The sequence below is a fragment of the Thiocapsa marina 5811 genome (genome assembly GCF_000223985.1).
GTDB lineage: Bacteria > Pseudomonadota > Gammaproteobacteria > Chromatiales > Chromatiaceae > Thiocapsa > Thiocapsa marina.
The window spans coordinates 56,792-71,568 of the sequence record NZ_AFWV01000009.1; the positions used below are offsets into that span (position 1 = coordinate 56,792).

The window sequence follows — 14,777 nt, forward strand, 5'->3', positions numbered from 1 at the left end:
GTACGTTTTGCCGTTACCAGTAGGTTTTCAACAGATAGACCCAAAGCGCGATCAGCAGCAGCGAAACGACGAGCTGCGGCCACATCACCCGCAGGAACCCCTTTTCCTTGATCCGCTGTTGCCGCTCCACATAGGCCTCCCGTTGGGCTTCTTGCAGCCGGATCAGCCACTCGTCTCCGGCGACCTGTAACTCGTCGCCTTCCGTGTGCAGAAACACCGTCGCCTTCGAGGTGGCGAGCCAAAACACGAGATACAGGATGCCGCCGAACAACGGGAACAGGAAGATCACGATCAGGAACAGCCACCAGGCGAACGGCCGGCGTCCCACCAGCGATGCGGTGGTTTCCGTTGTCGTGACCGGCTCCCATCCGTTTGCGACGAGCTCGCCGACACGTTGGCTCAGTTTTGCTTCCATAGAATGTCTCTCCGGCTGGATTAGAACAGCGGTGATAAGTGTTTGTGGTGGGCGACGATCGTGCCGAACCGTGATGTACAAACGAACGCGGCTGCCCAGACCTCAAGGACTGATAATCAGCGATAGCCAGGAGTGTACGCAGCGGACCCGGAAGGCGGTTATTGCACCTTGGTTAAACACAAGTAACGCGCCTAGGTTCCTGTCGCCTCGCCCGTCTGGAGGAATAGCAGGTCGGTCAGCTCGGTGAGTTACTGGAGGTAGACGGCTCCGCCGTCCTTGAGGACGCCGCAGGGGCGCAACGAGGTCGTGGGTGACGGTTAGACTTGCTCGTAGTTCTGGATGGCCAGACCGGGGACATGGGCGAAGGCGCGGTCGGCGGTGATCAGGGTGGCGCCCTCGGCCATGGCGTGGGCGGCAATCATCAGGTCCAGCGGAGCCAGGGGCCTGCCGAGGGCGGTCAGCTCGGCGCGCAACGGACCGTAACGACGCGCCGTTGTGGAGTTCCATGGGCGAATGTCGATGCGGCTCAGTACGGCCTCGGCGAGCGCTGTAAATCCGACCCTTTGCGGGCGGCGTGCGAGGCCGAAGCGAATCTCGCCCTCGGTGACCACGGAAATGCAGAATGGCTCAATGGAGAGGCGCAAGTCTAGGTCGGGAGAACGGGCCTTCATGACCGCCGACAACGCGTTGGTGTCCAGCATCAGCAGGCCGCTCATGGCCAGTCGCGCTCGACATCTTCTCCCTGGTCGCGATCCGCAAGGAATTCGTCCAGCTCCTTGCGCTCTTCCTCCGTCATGCTGGCGATCAGGCGGTCGCGCTCGTGCAGCCAGTCACGGAAGGACTTGTTCATCGGGCTCAAGATCACATCGCCGGTCTCCGGATCGCGGCGGATCTCGACCTCATCGCCCTCGAAGCGGAATTCCGCGGGCAGTCGCACGGCCTGGCTGCGACCGTTCTTGAATAGTTTGGCGGTTTGCATGTTTAGCTCTCCTGCCTTCGCGTGGTATAGATCGCGGTATAGTCTAATGCCGGTAAGCGGCTCGACCAAGCTGCACGCGGCGATCGGGACAACCAGCTATTTGAAAATCGACGCCGATCGAGCAGGCCCACCACCCAAGACGCCAATCCCAAAGACGCCAAATCAAGGCCAGCCGCGCCCTCTCACTTTGCCGGCGGCACGCCCAACCGCTGCGCCAGCCGCACCAGCTCCGCCACCGACCTCAGCCCCAGCTTGCGCATCAGACGCCCGCGGTGGACCTTGATGTTCTGCTCGCCGGTGCCGAGGTCCGCCGCGATCTGCTTGTTCATCTTGCCGGCGATGACGTGGCCGAGCACCTCCCGCTCCCGTGGCGTCAGGCACGCGAGTCGCTTCCGCAGGGCCGCCAGTTCCTCGCGCTCGGAGTGCCGATCCGCGGCGCGTTGCAACGCGCCGCGGATCGCCGGCAGCAGCTCCGCCGCATTCACGGGCTTGGTTAGGAAGTTCTCCGCACCTGCCTTCATGGCGCGCACGCTCATGGGAATGTCGCCATGTCCGGTGAGGAAGACGATGGGCAGCTCGGCATTGATTTGGTGCAGCCGTTCCTGGACTGCCAAGCCATCGATGTAGGGCATCGCCACGTCCAGCACCAGACAGGCGGGGCCCTGCTGATGCGCGTGTCCAAGAAACGCCCGCGCACTGCTGAAACCTTGAACCTGAAACCCCTCCGCGCGGAGCAGTCGAGTCAGAGCCTTCAGCATCTCGGGCTCGTCGTCGAGCAGATAGACCATCGGTTCATCGGTCATGATGCGGCGCCGTCAGTGGCAGATAGAGGTGCAATGTGGCGCCGCCGCTAGCCGGCGACTCGGCCCAGACGCGCCCGCCGTGGCTGTTCACGATGGAGCGCACAATGGCCAGCCCCATGCCCAGCCCACCGGGCGTCGTGGAGTAGAAGGTCTCGAAGATGCGTTCCGGATCGGACACGCCGCATCCATTGTCCGTGACCTCGACCAGGACCCCGTCTGCCTGCGCGCGGGTGGCGACCGAGACCCGGCGATCGCCCGCCGGGTTGCCGGCCACCGCCGCGCAGGCGTTGTTGAGGAGATTGAGCAGAACCTGCTCGATCAGGATGCGATCCGCCTGCACTGAGGGCAGGTCCGCGGCCAGGCTCAGATCCAAGGTCACGCACTGGTCGTCGATGTCGTTACCGAGCAGCTGGATCACCCGATCAATCGCATCATCGAGCAACAGGTCTTCTCGGTCAGGTTCGCCGCGCTCGAGGAGCGAACGCAGGTGCCGAATCACGTCGGCCGCACGCCGGTCGGCGCTGGCGATATCGGCCAGAATTTCCTTGACTTCGGTCAGGTTCGGCGGTGTCTGGGCCAACAGTGCCTGGGCCGCCTCGGCGTTGGTCAGGATCATGGCCAATGGTTGGTTCAACTCGTGGGCCAGCGCGACCGACAGCTCGCTTAGGGTCTCTTCCCTAAACACGCGTTCAAGCCGTGCCCGTTGCCGACGCAGCGCGTCCAGCATCGCCTTGCGTGCCGTCATGTCCACGCTCACGCCCATCAGCGTGCGCGGACCCGCTTCGGTCGGGCCAACGCTGCGACCCAGGCCGGCGAGCCAGCGAACCCGGCCACCGGGGTCGACGACCCGGAACTCGGTGCGATAGCGCTCGTTCGAGCGTAGCGCCGCCGCGATCAGTTGTTTCACCCGCGCTTGGTCATGCCGATGCACCCGCTCCAGGAAATCCCCCAGACTCAGCGCCCCCTCGGCAGGCAGCGCGAAGAGCTCGCGCGTCTTTGCCGTGGCCCACACCGCACCTGATTGGGCATCGAGGCCCCAGAACCCGGCATCGGCCGCCTCCGCCGCGAGGCTCAGGCGTTGCTCGCTGACGCTTAAGGCGGCGTCCTTCGCCTGGGCGTCGCGCTCCGCCCGCGCGGCTCGCAACAGCCCGATGCTCAGCTCGGAGCCCATGGCGGCTGCAACAAAGACGAACAACGGCGTGACCAGAATCGGCCAGTGGGCAAAGTTCCAGAACACCAGCACCGCTTGGGCCGTGCCGACCGCGACGCCGACAAAGATGCTGATCGCCAGTGCGAGCGACCGCACGCCCTCTCCCCGCCGCCACGCACTGACGCCCCCGTCGAGGATGAACAACATCATCGACAGCAGGGCCGCCTGACCCGTCAGCATCCAAGGATTGGGGACACCCTCTCCGGCCAGCGCGACCGGCGCTCCGAGGAGCATGACGTGCTCGATTTCGGTCAGCTCGGTGAAATTGAGATTCGGCCCCGATAGGAAGGTCGCTGCCACCGCGACCGTCCGCAGCCCCACGGCAAGCCACCCCAGCCACAGAAAGCGCGGCCGCAAGCGCAGCGTGACCAAACCTACAATGGCGACAAAGCCGAACCAGACCGGAACCTGGAACCAGCGTAATGCGGTTGCATACTCCGCGGGCGTTTGCGCGCGCAGCATCCAGAGCTCCATTCCCGCGAGACCGGCGATGCTGAGCGCGAGCAACACGAACATGAGATAGGCCCAGGCGCCTCGCTGCATGAGCCAGGCCGCCAGATAGATGCCGGCGATCGTGGCCGACAAGGCCGCCATCATGAGGTAGAGAATCGTTATCCAGCTCATCTTTCATCCGAGTGCCTGGTTTCCGGGTCCACGCGCTTATCCCGCCTGGTTAACCCTCCTATTAAACCAAAGTACAATGTCGCCGAGCTTTCGGCTTGCTTATCTTGGCGTGGTATCGGGGCAACATGGGACAAGCGCGAAGTCGGACCCGACACGACCGTTCGGCTGCTGGCCGAGGTTGACCGCAACGCCGCAGGCACCGTCTATCGCTGGGTCCAGTCGCTCAAGATCCTCAACTGAGTCGTGTTTTCGTTGTGCCGGTGGACCGAAAATGGCGCAACGCAATAAGTCGACAAGGGCGTGCTTGCGGGTGGCCTTTGCACTCGCCATAGCGGCGGTGGCGGCCTGGCCGGGCCATGCGGACGATTTCGTGATCCCGCTGGAACTCCCGCAGGTCAATTTCATCGGGCTCGGTGTGGGCGCCTATCCAGATTACTTCGGGTCCGAGGATTCACGCGTGGGTGCCGCTCCCTTCGGGCGATTATCCCTGGGTGGTGCGCGCTTTGTTCGCCTGATGGTCAACGACATCCGAGTGAACGTGCTCGATCATCCCAACTGGCAGCTGGGCCCGGTGGCGCTCTGGCGCTTTGGTCGGGAGGACGTCAGCAACCCGGTCGTCGACAGGGTTCACGCGATCGACGACTCCCTCAGTCTCGGTTTGTTCAGCTCCTACCTCTGGCGGGACCCACAGGAGTTCCGTCGGACTGCAAGCGTCGGCACCTGGGCGCTCGGTGACGCTAGCGGCGTCTACAATGGCTGGACGGCGGGGCTGAATGCCCATGCGACGCAGCCCGTTGCGAAGATGGTCACCCTCGCCGGCGGTGCGGCTGTGACCTATGGCAGTAGCCGGTACATGGACGAGTACTTCGGCGTCACGCCCCGGGACTCGCTCGCCAGCGGCCTACCGGTCTATGTCCCCGGAAGCGGGGTGCGCGACGGGCGAGGCTGGGCCTTGGCGCTGCTCCACCTGAGTCGGCAATGGCACATCGGTGCCGGGGTGATGTACTCACGACTCCTGGGCGACGCCGCCGACAGCCCGATCGTCTCTGACGAGGGCTCGAAGGATCAATGGATCTATGGAGTGGGGGCGCTTTACGCCTGGTAGGCAGCGTGCCAGCCGCTGCGTCGGCGGAGCCCTCGGTGCCGGGGCGTTCGCTCGGTGCGCGTGACCGACACCTTGGTGCGGGAGACGGGACCAGTGATCCTGAGCCTCACTCGGGTTTCGGCTACGACCTCAGTCGGCCGAAGCGGGCCGGCTGCGGTTTGTCCCGCCTCCCCCGGGGGCCGACCGAAGTCGGCGTACCCGGGGGAGGCGGACTTTAGTCCGCGGTGAGGCCCATACGGGCGACGTGAGTCGCCCGACCCAACTCGCCGACGAAGGGTGCGCTCGGGCGTGTGTCTTGCGGTTTCTGCCGTGCGACGTTGTTTTCAAACGTTCAACGGGGAGACAGCACGCGGATCTCTATGAAGACGTCGTGTTCGAGACTTGAGCGGGACGACGGCAAACGCATCGCCCCGGGCCTCGGAGTCTCGGATTCTCGGGGCCTCATTCGATGGCCATTGCGCTACCATTGCGCCGCCGACTGCCTCGTTCATGCCTGGATTTTTCTACCTTGGGAGCGCTGTCCTTGAAGCCCTTTGCCCCGATCCCCTGTCGCGACGTTCGCTCTCCCGCAGCAATGGCCGGCGCGCCCTTGGCCTGCGTCCTGGCCCTGTTGATCCTGCTCACCGGTTGCCTACCGACCGACGAAGAGGCATCGCAGCCTGTCTCCGAACCCATCCGCCCGGTGCGGGTCGTCACCGTCGAAGAATTGCCGGGCGGGGAGCGCGTCACGCTGACCGGGACCGTCCAGGCCCAGGACGATGTCGCGCTGGCCTTCCGCGTCGGTGGTCAGTTGATCGAACGTACCGTCAATGTCGGCGATCAAGTCAACGCCGGGCAGGTGGTCGCGCGTCTGGATGCGGTCAACGAACGCAACGCGGTGGATGCGGCGCGGGCCAACCTGGCCGCCGCAATGGCGCGTCTCGTGGAGGCCCGCAACACGGTGCGACGCTTCGAGCCGATGCTTCCGCAGGGCTTCGTCGCCCGCGCGGACTTCGACCGGGCGGTCGAGGCGCGCGACGCCGCCCAGGCGCAGGTCGAGGCGGCCCAGGCTCAGGTCGCGACCGCCGAGAACCAGCTCGGCTTCACCACCTTGCTGGCCGATGGACCCGGCACGGTCACCGAACGCGGCGCCGAGCCCGGCGAAGTGGTCGCGGCCGGGCGCATGATCGTCCGCCTGGCCCGCGAAGCTGGCCGCGACGCGGTGTTCGACGTGCCGGCTCGGGTGATCGAGTCAGGCTCCGCCGACGACGAGGTCACGGTCGCCCTGAGCAGCGACCCTAAGGTCAGCACCAGCGGACGCGTGCGCGAGGTCTCGCCCCAGGCCGACCCGGTAACACGCACCTTTCAGGTCCGCGTCGGGCTGGCCAATCCACCGGCCGCCATGCGCCTCGGTTCCACCGTGACCGGCAGCATCCAGCTCGGCGGCGCGGCCGGAATCGAGATCCCGAACTCGGCCCTGACCTCGACCCGCGGGGCGCCGGCGGTCTGGGTGCTGGATCCGCAAACCAACACCGTGGCCCTGCGCAACATCGACGTCGCGCGTTTCGAGCTGGACCGGGTGCTGATTGCGCAGGGTCTCGACGCCGGCGAGTTAGTCGTCACCGCCGGTGTCCAGACCCTGCGCCCCGGCCAGCAGGTGCGCCGACTCGGTGAACCGGTCCCTGACGAGACCAGTGCCGAGACCAGCGAACCGGCCATTGGTCAGGTGGGTGAACCGACCAGTGACGAGGCCGGCGACGACACTGGTGATACCGCCAGCGAGCCGTCTGTCGAAAAGGCCGAGGCCCGTCCATGAGCGGCTTCAACCTCTCCGACTGGGCCATCCGCAATCGCTCGGTCACCCTCTTCATCATGCTCGCGGTGCTGGTTGCCGGCGTCAGCTCCTTCTACAAGCTGGGCCGCGCCGAGGATCCACCGTTCACCTTCCGGACCATGGTGGTCAAGGCCATCTGGCCCGGCGCGACGCTCGACGAGACCATTCGACAGGTCACCGAGCGCCTGGAGCGCACACTGCAGGAGGTGCCCAATCTCGACAACTTGCGTAGCTTCACGCGCGCCGGGTCCACGACCATCTTCGTCGACCTGACCGGCAGCACCCAGGGCCAAGCCGTCTCGGATGCCTGGTACCAGGTGCGCAAGAAGGTCGGCGACATGCGCCATACCCTGCCGCAGGGTATCCGCGGCCCTTTCTTCAACGACGAGTTCGGCGACACCTTCGGCATCATCTACGCCTTCACCGCCGACGGTTTCACCCATCGCGAGCTGCGCGACGCGGTCGAGGACGCGCGCTCCCAGCTCCTCACCGTGCCCGACGTCTCCAAGATCGACATCCTCGGTGCCCAGGACGAGGTCATCTATATCGACTTCTCCGCCGAGCGGCTCGCCGGCCTCGGCTTCGACCCGAGCACCCTGATCGCCGCGCTGCGCGCGCAGAACATCGTCAGTCCCGCCGGTGAGCTCAGCACCCGCGATGAATCCATCGCGCTGCGGGTCTCGGGTGCCTTCGCCAATGAACAAGACATCGCCGACGTCACCTTCGCCGTCGGCGAGCGCATGCTGCGCCTGCGCGACATCGCCGATGTCAGGCGCGGCTTCAGCGACCCGCCGCAGCCCATGTTCCGCATCAACGGCGAACCCGCCATCGGGCTCGCCATCGCCATGCGCGACGGCGGCGATACCCTGGCGCTCGGGCGCAACGTCGCCAGCGCCATCGCCGACATCAAGGCCGAGCTGCCGCACGGCATCGAGCCGCGGCTGGTCGCCGATCAGCCGCTGACGGTGGATCTGGCCATCAACGAGTTCACCACCTCGCTATGGCAGGCGATCGGCATCGTGCTGGTGATCAGCTTCGTCGCGCTTGGCGTGCGCGCCGGCACCGTGGTGGCCATCGCCATCCCGCTGACCCTCGCCGTGGTCTTTCCGATGATGGACATGGTCGACATCGACCTACAGCGGGTCTCCCTCGGCGCATTGATCATCGCCCTGGCCCTGATGGTCGACGATGCCATGACCAGCATCGACGCCATGAGCCGGCGCCTGGCCGCTGGCGACGACAAGGCCAGCGCCGCCACCTATGCCTACAAACACTTGGCCTTCGCCATGCTGATCGGCACCCTGGTCACCATCGCCGGCTTCGTGCCCATCGGCTTTGCCCAGAGCTCCGCCGGCGAATACACCTTCTCCATCTTCGCCGTGGTCGGCATCGCGCTGCTCGCGTCCTGGTTCGTCGCCATGGTGTTCGCGCCACTGCTGGGTATGGTGCTATTGCGTCCGCCCAAGGCCGGAGCGGCAGACAAACCGAATTGGACCGTGACCGCCTACCGCGGCCTACTGACGCTGGCCATGCGCGCGCGCTGGGTCACCATCGCGCTCACCATCGCCGTCTTCGTCGCCGCCATCCTAGCGCTGGCACAGGTGCCGCGGCAGTTCTTCCCCTCCTCGGATCGCCCGGAACTGATCGTCGACCTGCGCCTGCCGCAAAACGCCTCGATCCACGCCACCGAGCGTCTGGTCGACGAATTCGAGCAGATCCTGCGCGAAGATCCCGAGCTCGCCTCCGAGATCGAACGCTGGAGCACCTACATCGGCCAGGGTGCGATCCGCTTCTACCTGCCGCTGGACGTGCAGCTGGCCAACCCGTTCTTCGCCCAGGCGGTCATCGTCAGCAACGACATCGAGGCCAGAGAACGCCTACAGCCGCGGCTCGAAGAACTGCTCGCGGAGCAATTCCCGCAAGTGGTCGGGCGCGTCTCGCCGCTGGAGCTGGGGCCGCCGGTGGGCTGGCCAGTGCAATATCGCGTGCTCGGGCCGGACCCGACCCAACTGCGCGACATCGCCATGGACCTGGCAGATCTGGTGGCGGCTAGTCCCGGCACGCGCCGCGTCAACTTCGACTGGATGGAACCAGAGCGCGAGCTGCACATCCGCATCGACCAAGAACAGGCGCGTCAACTGGGCCTGAGCTCCCAGGCGGTGGCCACCGCGCTCAATGCCAATATCTCCGGCACCCCCATCACGCAGGTCCGCGACGACATCTATCTGGTCAATGTCGTCGCCCGCGAGCTGGGCGGACAGCGCCTGTCGGTCGAGACCCTGCGCACGCTGCCGGTGTCCCTGCCGAACGGGCGCACCATCCCGCTGAGCCAGTTCGCGACCTTCGAGTACGGTCAAGACTACCCGCTGGTGTGGCGGCGGGACCGGGTACCGACCCTGACGGTGCAGGCCGACGTCGCGCCCGGCACCCTGCCGGAGACGGTAGTGGCCGAGCTGGAAGCGCCCATCGCCGAGCTGAACGCGAGTCTGCCCGCGGGCTACCGCATCGAGCTCGGCGGCGCGGTCGAGGAAAGCGCCTACTCGCAAGCCTCGGTGTTCGCCGTGGTGCCCATCATGCTGCTGCTGATGCTCAGCTTGCTGATCTTCCAGCTCAAGAGCTTCGCGCGGCTGTTCATGGTCCTGAGCCTGGTGCCGCTGGGCCTGATCGGTGTGGTCGGCGCCCTGCTTGCCTCCGGCAAGCCGCTCGGCTTTGTCGCCATCCTCGGCATCCTCGCCCTGGTCGGCATGATTGCGAAGAACGCCGTGATCCTGATCGATCAAATCGAGGCCGAGCGCAATGCCGGCAAGAGCGTCTGGGACGCGGTGGTCGAGGCCAGCGTCTCGCGTTTTCGCCCGATCATGCTCACCGCGCTCTCCACCATCCTCGGCATGATCCCGATCGCCCCAACGGTGTTCTGGGGCTCGATGGCCTACGCCATCATGGGGGGACTGGCGGTCGCCTCGCTGCTGACGCTGGTGTTCCTGCCGACGCTCTATGTCACCTGGTTTGGGGGAGAAGCCCCGCGCGCCGAGCCTACTCCGCAGGGGGAAGCCCATGCGACCTAAACCGCGCCGGCTCCGACAATGATCGAGGCCGGCGCAGCCAAGCCAATCCAACACACGACGCAGACCGCGTTGGGTGCGGTTTAACTGGACTGTCACCGGAAGCAGAGCGTGATCGGCTTAGTCTTTAACGCTGAACAGCAAGCCCAAGGCAAATGGGTAGGTACGTGATACGTTCGGCGGTCTTACGCTGGGCCGGTTTCTTGCTGTTCTGGCTGCTGCTCGCCGCCCCCGACCTTGGCGCCCCCGTCATCGACATCCTCGTCGACCTGCTCGTCGGCTTGATGGCTGCGGCGGTCGCGGCCTGGACCAGCCTGCGCCTGCTGCCGCCGACGCCGGGGAGCCTGCGCTACGGTGCCCTGCTCCGACTCGCGGCGCGTGTCCTGCGCAATTCGGTCGTCTCCGGCTTTTCGTTGCTGCCGCGCGTGTTCGGGCCGCGCCTGTCCATCGCACCGGGTTACCTGTCTTATCCGGTGCGCCTCGCACCGGGACCGGCACGCGCGGTTTTCGGTGCCCTGACCAGCGTGGTACCGGGTACGCTGTCCGTGGGGACGGATCGGGACGGTGCTCTGATCTATCACTGTTTGGATGTCTCGCAGCCGGTTGCGGAAGACCTTGCCATTGACGAGACACTCTTGATCGAGACGCTCGGCAACAAACCCGAAGCGCGGGATGCGGTGCCGCGCCGCAAGGGTGAAGCGCGTGCTTAGCGTCGGCGATCACGGCGGGACGCACCCTCGGCGAACACGGCGTTTGGCTTCGGAGATATCCTTGATCTCAGTGAGACGCGGTTTAGAATTTATTATTATTTTTAATACGTTAAACCGCGCCGACTTCGACAGTCGTCGGAGCCGGCGCGGCCAAGCCATCCAACACATGACGCATACCGTACCGGGCGCGGTTTAAGCCATGACCACCTTTCTGCTGGCCGCAGCGGCCTTCATTCTGGCAACGGTCGCCTTGGGTCTGTGGCGCATCCTACGTGGGCCAAAGGACGTCGACCGCATGTTGGCCCCGCAGCTCCTGGGCACCGGCGGCGTTGCGGCCCTCGTGCTGCTGGGCGAGGCATCGCGCGAATCCGCCGTCGCGGACGTGGCCATGGTGCTGGCCTTGCTCGCGGCCTTCGCCTCGGTCGCCTTCGTCGTCGGTGCCCTTCGCCCGCAAGTCGACCCAAAGCGCGGCCCGCAGCTCAACCCGGAGCCCGACAAAGGTCCGGCGCCGGATCGGACGCCCGACGCTCCGACGCAGGACGACAACCCATGAGGCTCGCGCTCGACATCTTCACCATCGTCATGGTCTCCCTAGGCGGCCTGTTCTTTCTTGCCGGAACGGTCGGGCTGCTGCGTTTCCCCGACACACTCACTCGGCTCCATGCCCTGACCGAGGCGGATAATCTCGGTTTGGGCCTGGTGGTGCTGGGCCTGCTGGCTCAAACCAGTTGGCCGTTGGGAGCGCTCAAGCTGATTGCCCTTTGGCTGCTGGCCCTATTGAGCGGGGCCGTGGTCGCTCAGTTCTTGGGCGCGGCGGTGCGTCCCGCAGACTGGCGAACCGACGACGTCTCGGGGCCGCGAGAGGACGGCCGATGAGTGTCGGCTTGATCAGCGATGTGGTGTTGATCTTGTTGGTCCTGAGCTTGGCCGTCTGGATCACCATTGCCCGCACGGCCTATCGCGCAGTGGTCGGGTTCGTCGCCTACGGACTCTTGATGACCCTCCTCTGGGTGCGGCTTGCCGCCTTGGACGTGGCCATGACCGAGGCGGCCTTGGGTAGCGGACTGACCGGCATCCTGCTGTTTGCTGCCGCGGCGCGTCTGGCGCCATTCGAGGCCGCCGAACGCGCTCGCGCACCTGCTCCGGCCCTGCGGTTGCTGATCGGGCTGCTCTGCACCCTGGTCGCCGCCGGGCTCGCGGCCGTGGTGCTGTGGCTGCCCGAGCCCGCACCCACGCTCGCACCCTTGGTGGCCGAGCATCTGCCGCCGACCGGCTTGCGGAATCCTGTCACCGGCGTGTTGCTGGCGCATCGCGCCATCGATACCCTGCTGGAGTCCATGGTCCTGCTGCCGGCCCTGATCGGCGTCTGGTCGGTGGCGGCAGATGCCGATTGGAGCGGGCGCCCGGGCTCGCTGCCGCGCCCGCCGGCGAGTGACGCCTTGACCCTCCTGGCCCGGATTCTGCCGCCTTTCGGTGTCCTGGTCGCCATCCACCTCGTCTGGATCGGGGCCGATGAGCCGGGCGGCAAGTTCCAGGCGGCGGCCGTGCTTGCGGCGATGTGGGTGCTGGTCATGATGGCCGGCCTACAGCAACCACCGGCCGTAGTCAGCCGGGGTTGGCGCGGCTTGCTCGTCGTCGGCGCATCGCTCTTCATCGCCATCGGTATTGCGGGCATTTGGCTGGCGGATGCCTTTCTCGCCTACCCGAAGGGTCTAGCGAAGCCGCTCATCATCGCCATCGAGGTGGCCTTGACCGGCTCGGTCGCGGTCGCCCTGGCCCTGCTGCTGTCGGGGCCGCCGACGCGCGCGCACCGCTGCGAGGCCGGCCGATGAGCGGCACGACCCTCTTCGGACTCGGCGCGGCCGCGCTGGTGGGGCTGGGTCTGTATGGACTGATCTGCCAGCCCGGCGCGTTGCGCAAGATCCTCGCCTTCAATCTCATGGGCAGCGGCATCTTTCTGCTGTTCGGCGTCATCGCCAAGCGCGGCGGCGGTGCGCTGTTCGCGGCCGGCACCGGCAGCGACGGCGACCCGGTCCCTCAAGCGCTGGTCATTACGGGTCTCGTCGTCGCCTTCGCGGCGACCGCGATCGCCGTCGCCCTGCTGGTGCGGCTCGCCGAGACCGGTGGAGGCACCACCTTGGAGACCGATGCACAGGATGCACCTGCGGTCCCGACCGATGCGAACCTTCGGGGCGAGCGAGAACCATGACGCAGGCGCAGGCGTTGGTCGCTGCGGGGATCCGCGATCTAACGGATCTGGGCGGTGTCGTCCTGGTCTTTCCGTTGATGCTCCCGATCACGGGTCTGCTGCTCGGATTGGTTCTGGGCGGGCGCTATCTGGGGCGTTTCGTGCTGCTGTTGACCCTGCTGGGGCTCGGCGCCGCGCTGGCCATCGCCGCGGTCGTGCTGGTCGGCGGCGATGCCTTGCAGTATCTGCTCGGGGGCTGGAGCCCGCCGCTCGGCGTCGGCTTGCGCGCGGATGGGCTCTCGGCGGTGATGTTGGTCACCAGTGCCCTCGTGATGCTGGCCGTCGCGCTCTACGCTCAACGGGCATTCCCGATCACCGGCGACGGGTCCGAGACCCGCAGCTCGCTGGTCTTCTGGCTGCTGCTGCTCGGGGTCTGGGGCGGACTCAATACGGTCTTTCTGGGGCAGGACCTGTTCACGCTGTTCGTCGCGCTGGAGCTGCTGACCTTCTCCGCGGTGCCGCTGGTCGCGCTCGGCGGCAAGCCGGAGACACTGGCGGCGGCCTTGCGTTATCTACTCTTCGCGCTGCTGGGATCTGCCCTCTATCTGCTGGGCGCGGTGCTCATCTACGGCACCTACGGGACGCTGGACATCGCCTTGTTGGCGGAGCGCATCGCGGGCGCGGACCGATGGCCGCCGTCGTTGGTCGCCGCCATCGCCTTGATGACGGTCGGTCTGCTGGCCAAGACCGCGCTGTTTCCGCTGCACCTGTGGCTGCCGCCGGCGCATGCAGGTGCGCCGCCCGCCGCGAGTGCTGTCCTGTCGGCCCTGGTCGTGAAGGCGTCCTTTTTCCTGGTCCTGCGGATCTGGCTCGATATGATGCCGGGGCTGCTGGCGACGGCGGGGGTGCAGATCCTGGGCGCGATGGGGGCGGGCGCCATCCTGGTGGGCAACCTGGTCGCGCTGCGACAGGTGCGGCTCAAGCTGCTGATCGCCTATTCGACCCTGGCCCAGATCGGCTACCTGTTCTTGCTGTTCCCGCTGGCGGCGGGCGCCGAGGCGTTGGCCCTGACCGGCGGCACGCTACAGGTGGTCTCGCACGCGTGCGCCAAGGCGGCCATGTTCATGGCCGCCGGGCTGATCGCCGCAGCGCTCGGACATGATCGCATCGGCGAGCTCGGCGGTATTGCCCGAGCGTTGCCGATCACGGTCCTGGCCTTTGGACTCGCCGGCCTGGCGTTGTTGGGGTTGCAGCCCAGCGGCGGCTACCTCGTCAAGACTCTGCTCACGTCGGCCGCCGATGCCAGCGGCCAGTGGTGGTGGGGACTGGTCATGCAGGCCGGCGGATTGCTCACCGCGGCCTACCTGTTCCGGGTGCTCGGCTATGCATTGTTCGGTCCGCGAGCCGACGAGGGCCGACCACCGAACCTGGCGATCAAACGCCCCGGGCGCGTGCAGGAATTGGTGGCGCTGCTGCTGGCGCTGTGCGCGCTGTTGCTCGGACTGCTGCCGCCCGTCGCCTTCGATCTGACTGGCGTCGGTCGCGCAGGGGTCGATGCCGGCGCTGCCGTCTCGGTCGCCATGGCCGGCGCCTTCGACTGGGGCAAACTCTGGGGCGATCTGTGGCCGGTCCTGATCGTCGGGCTGCTGGTTCTGTGTGCGGTACCTTGGCCCGGCGGTAGGCCCGCTGCCGACGCTGATTCCGTGAGGGTATCATCCAGTGTGACCGGACGTGCCGCCGCTGTCGTCGGCCTGGTGTTCGAGCGGGTTGACGCCGCACTGCGGCAATGGCCCGTGGCGGGCCTATCGCTGCTGCTTTTGGGCCTTGGGCTGGCGGGCAGCCTAGTCGGAGGGGCTTGAGGCGTTTCC

The 14,777-nt window shown here is 66.5% G+C and carries 14 protein-coding genes; 9 read left to right on the forward strand and 5 right to left on the reverse strand.

What is annotated here, in order from left to right; all coding sequences use genetic code 11:
• Nucleotides 1–13 precede the first annotated feature (13 nt).
• The 5 genes from THIMADRAFT_RS13880 to THIMADRAFT_RS24805 all read right to left on the reverse strand — a co-directional run bounded on the left by THIMADRAFT_RS13880 (nucleotide 14) and on the right by THIMADRAFT_RS24805 (nucleotide 4,031).
• A complete protein-coding gene (locus tag THIMADRAFT_RS13880) occupies nucleotides 14–415 on the reverse strand; it encodes a hypothetical protein (protein ID WP_007193687.1) in 402 nt (133 codons plus the stop codon).
• 317 nt (nucleotides 416–732) lie between these two features.
• Nucleotides 733–1,131 carry a type II toxin-antitoxin system VapC family toxin gene (locus THIMADRAFT_RS13885; protein WP_139052835.1) on the reverse strand — a complete coding sequence of 133 codons (399 nt, stop codon included), beginning with the start codon at nucleotides 1,129–1,131 and terminating at the stop codon, nucleotides 733–735.
• Nucleotides 1,128–1,394 (reverse strand): antitoxin, encoded by a 267-nt coding sequence (locus THIMADRAFT_RS13890; protein WP_007193689.1) that lies wholly within the window; start codon nucleotides 1,392–1,394, stop codon nucleotides 1,128–1,130. The genes THIMADRAFT_RS13885 and THIMADRAFT_RS13890 overlap by 4 nt, the downstream gene beginning before the upstream one ends.
• Before the next feature lie 182 nt (nucleotides 1,395–1,576).
• Nucleotides 1,577–2,197, reverse strand: coding sequence for a response regulator transcription factor (locus tag THIMADRAFT_RS13895; RefSeq protein ID WP_007193690.1), 621 nt, complete (start codon nucleotides 2,195–2,197; stop codon nucleotides 1,577–1,579).
• Nucleotides 2,187–4,031: a sensor histidine kinase gene (locus THIMADRAFT_RS24805; RefSeq protein ID WP_007193691.1), complete on the reverse strand. Its 1,845-nt coding sequence runs from the start codon at nucleotides 4,029–4,031 to the stop codon at nucleotides 2,187–2,189. The genes THIMADRAFT_RS13895 and THIMADRAFT_RS24805 overlap by 11 nt, the downstream gene beginning before the upstream one ends.
• Before the next feature lie 271 nt (nucleotides 4,032–4,302).
• Here THIMADRAFT_RS24805 and THIMADRAFT_RS13905 point away from each other — a divergent pair, with 271 nt between their 5' ends.
• The 9 genes from THIMADRAFT_RS13905 to THIMADRAFT_RS13945 all read left to right on the forward strand — a co-directional run bounded on the left by THIMADRAFT_RS13905 (nucleotide 4,303) and on the right by THIMADRAFT_RS13945 (nucleotide 14,768).
• Nucleotides 4,303–5,136, forward strand: a complete 834-nt coding sequence (locus tag THIMADRAFT_RS13905; RefSeq protein WP_007193692.1) for a MipA/OmpV family protein — start codon at nucleotides 4,303–4,305, stop codon at nucleotides 5,134–5,136.
• 523 nt (nucleotides 5,137–5,659) lie between these two features.
• Nucleotides 5,660–6,931: an efflux RND transporter periplasmic adaptor subunit gene (locus tag THIMADRAFT_RS13910; RefSeq protein WP_007193693.1), complete on the forward strand. Its 1,272-nt coding sequence runs from the start codon at nucleotides 5,660–5,662 to the stop codon at nucleotides 6,929–6,931.
• Complete coding sequence (locus THIMADRAFT_RS13915; RefSeq protein ID WP_007193694.1) at nucleotides 6,928–10,014, forward strand: efflux RND transporter permease subunit; 3,087 nt, start codon at nucleotides 6,928–6,930, stop codon at nucleotides 10,012–10,014. Before THIMADRAFT_RS13910 ends, THIMADRAFT_RS13915 begins: the two co-directional genes overlap by 4 nt.
• Nucleotides 10,015–10,178: 164 nt before the next feature.
• Nucleotides 10,179–10,721, forward strand: a complete 543-nt coding sequence (locus tag THIMADRAFT_RS24810; protein WP_233490254.1) for a Na+/H+ antiporter subunit E — start codon at nucleotides 10,179–10,181, stop codon at nucleotides 10,719–10,721.
• Between the two features lie 199 nt (nucleotides 10,722–10,920).
• Nucleotides 10,921–11,274 (forward strand): monovalent cation/H+ antiporter complex subunit F, encoded by a 354-nt coding sequence (locus THIMADRAFT_RS13925; protein WP_007193696.1) that lies wholly within the window; start codon nucleotides 10,921–10,923, stop codon nucleotides 11,272–11,274.
• On the forward strand, nucleotides 11,271–11,597 hold the full coding sequence (locus tag THIMADRAFT_RS13930) for a monovalent cation/H(+) antiporter subunit G (protein WP_007193697.1): 327 nt from the start codon (nucleotides 11,271–11,273) through the stop codon (nucleotides 11,595–11,597). The genes THIMADRAFT_RS13925 and THIMADRAFT_RS13930 overlap by 4 nt, the downstream gene beginning before the upstream one ends.
• Nucleotides 11,594–12,553 (forward strand): hydrogenase subunit MbhD domain-containing protein, encoded by a 960-nt coding sequence (locus THIMADRAFT_RS13935; RefSeq protein ID WP_007193698.1) that lies wholly within the window; start codon nucleotides 11,594–11,596, stop codon nucleotides 12,551–12,553. The genes THIMADRAFT_RS13930 and THIMADRAFT_RS13935 overlap by 4 nt, the downstream gene beginning before the upstream one ends.
• Nucleotides 12,550–12,930 carry an NADH-quinone oxidoreductase subunit K gene (locus tag THIMADRAFT_RS13940; protein ID WP_007193699.1) on the forward strand — a complete coding sequence of 127 codons (381 nt, stop codon included), beginning with the start codon at nucleotides 12,550–12,552 and terminating at the stop codon, nucleotides 12,928–12,930. The genes THIMADRAFT_RS13935 and THIMADRAFT_RS13940 overlap by 4 nt, the downstream gene beginning before the upstream one ends.
• Nucleotides 12,927–14,768, forward strand: a complete 1,842-nt coding sequence (locus THIMADRAFT_RS13945) for a complex I subunit 5 family protein (RefSeq protein ID WP_007193700.1) — start codon at nucleotides 12,927–12,929, stop codon at nucleotides 14,766–14,768. The genes THIMADRAFT_RS13940 and THIMADRAFT_RS13945 overlap by 4 nt, the downstream gene beginning before the upstream one ends.
• The last annotated feature ends 9 nt before the right edge of the window (nucleotides 14,769–14,777 follow it).

Excerpts from the sequence above, each read along its gene's own strand:
- THIMADRAFT_RS13880 (WP_007193687.1), bottom strand. The coding sequence starts at position 415 with ATGGAAGCAAAACTGAGCCAACGTGTCGGCGAGCTCGTCGCAAACGGA.
- THIMADRAFT_RS13885 (WP_139052835.1), bottom strand. The coding sequence starts at position 1,131 with ATGAGCGGCCTGCTGATGCTGGACACCAACGCGTTGTCGGCGGTCATG.
- THIMADRAFT_RS13890 (WP_007193689.1), bottom strand. The coding sequence starts at position 1,394 with ATGCAAACCGCCAAACTATTCAAGAACGGTCGCAGCCAGGCCGTGCGA.
- THIMADRAFT_RS13895 (WP_007193690.1), bottom strand. The coding sequence starts at position 2,197 with ATGACCGATGAACCGATGGTCTATCTGCTCGACGACGAGCCCGAGATG.
- THIMADRAFT_RS24805 (WP_007193691.1), bottom strand. The coding sequence starts at position 4,031 with ATGAGCTGGATAACGATTCTCTACCTCATGATGGCGGCCTTGTCGGCC.
- THIMADRAFT_RS13905 (WP_007193692.1), top strand. The coding sequence starts at position 4,303 with ATGGCGCAACGCAATAAGTCGACAAGGGCGTGCTTGCGGGTGGCCTTT.
- THIMADRAFT_RS13915 (WP_007193694.1), top strand. The coding sequence starts at position 6,928 with ATGAGCGGCTTCAACCTCTCCGACTGGGCCATCCGCAATCGCTCGGTC.
- THIMADRAFT_RS13925 (WP_007193696.1), top strand. The coding sequence starts at position 10,921 with ATGACCACCTTTCTGCTGGCCGCAGCGGCCTTCATTCTGGCAACGGTC.
- THIMADRAFT_RS13930 (WP_007193697.1), top strand. The coding sequence starts at position 11,271 with ATGAGGCTCGCGCTCGACATCTTCACCATCGTCATGGTCTCCCTAGGC.
- THIMADRAFT_RS13935 (WP_007193698.1), top strand. The coding sequence starts at position 11,594 with ATGAGTGTCGGCTTGATCAGCGATGTGGTGTTGATCTTGTTGGTCCTG.
- THIMADRAFT_RS13940 (WP_007193699.1), top strand. The coding sequence starts at position 12,550 with ATGAGCGGCACGACCCTCTTCGGACTCGGCGCGGCCGCGCTGGTGGGG.
- THIMADRAFT_RS13945 (WP_007193700.1), top strand. The coding sequence starts at position 12,927 with ATGACGCAGGCGCAGGCGTTGGTCGCTGCGGGGATCCGCGATCTAACG.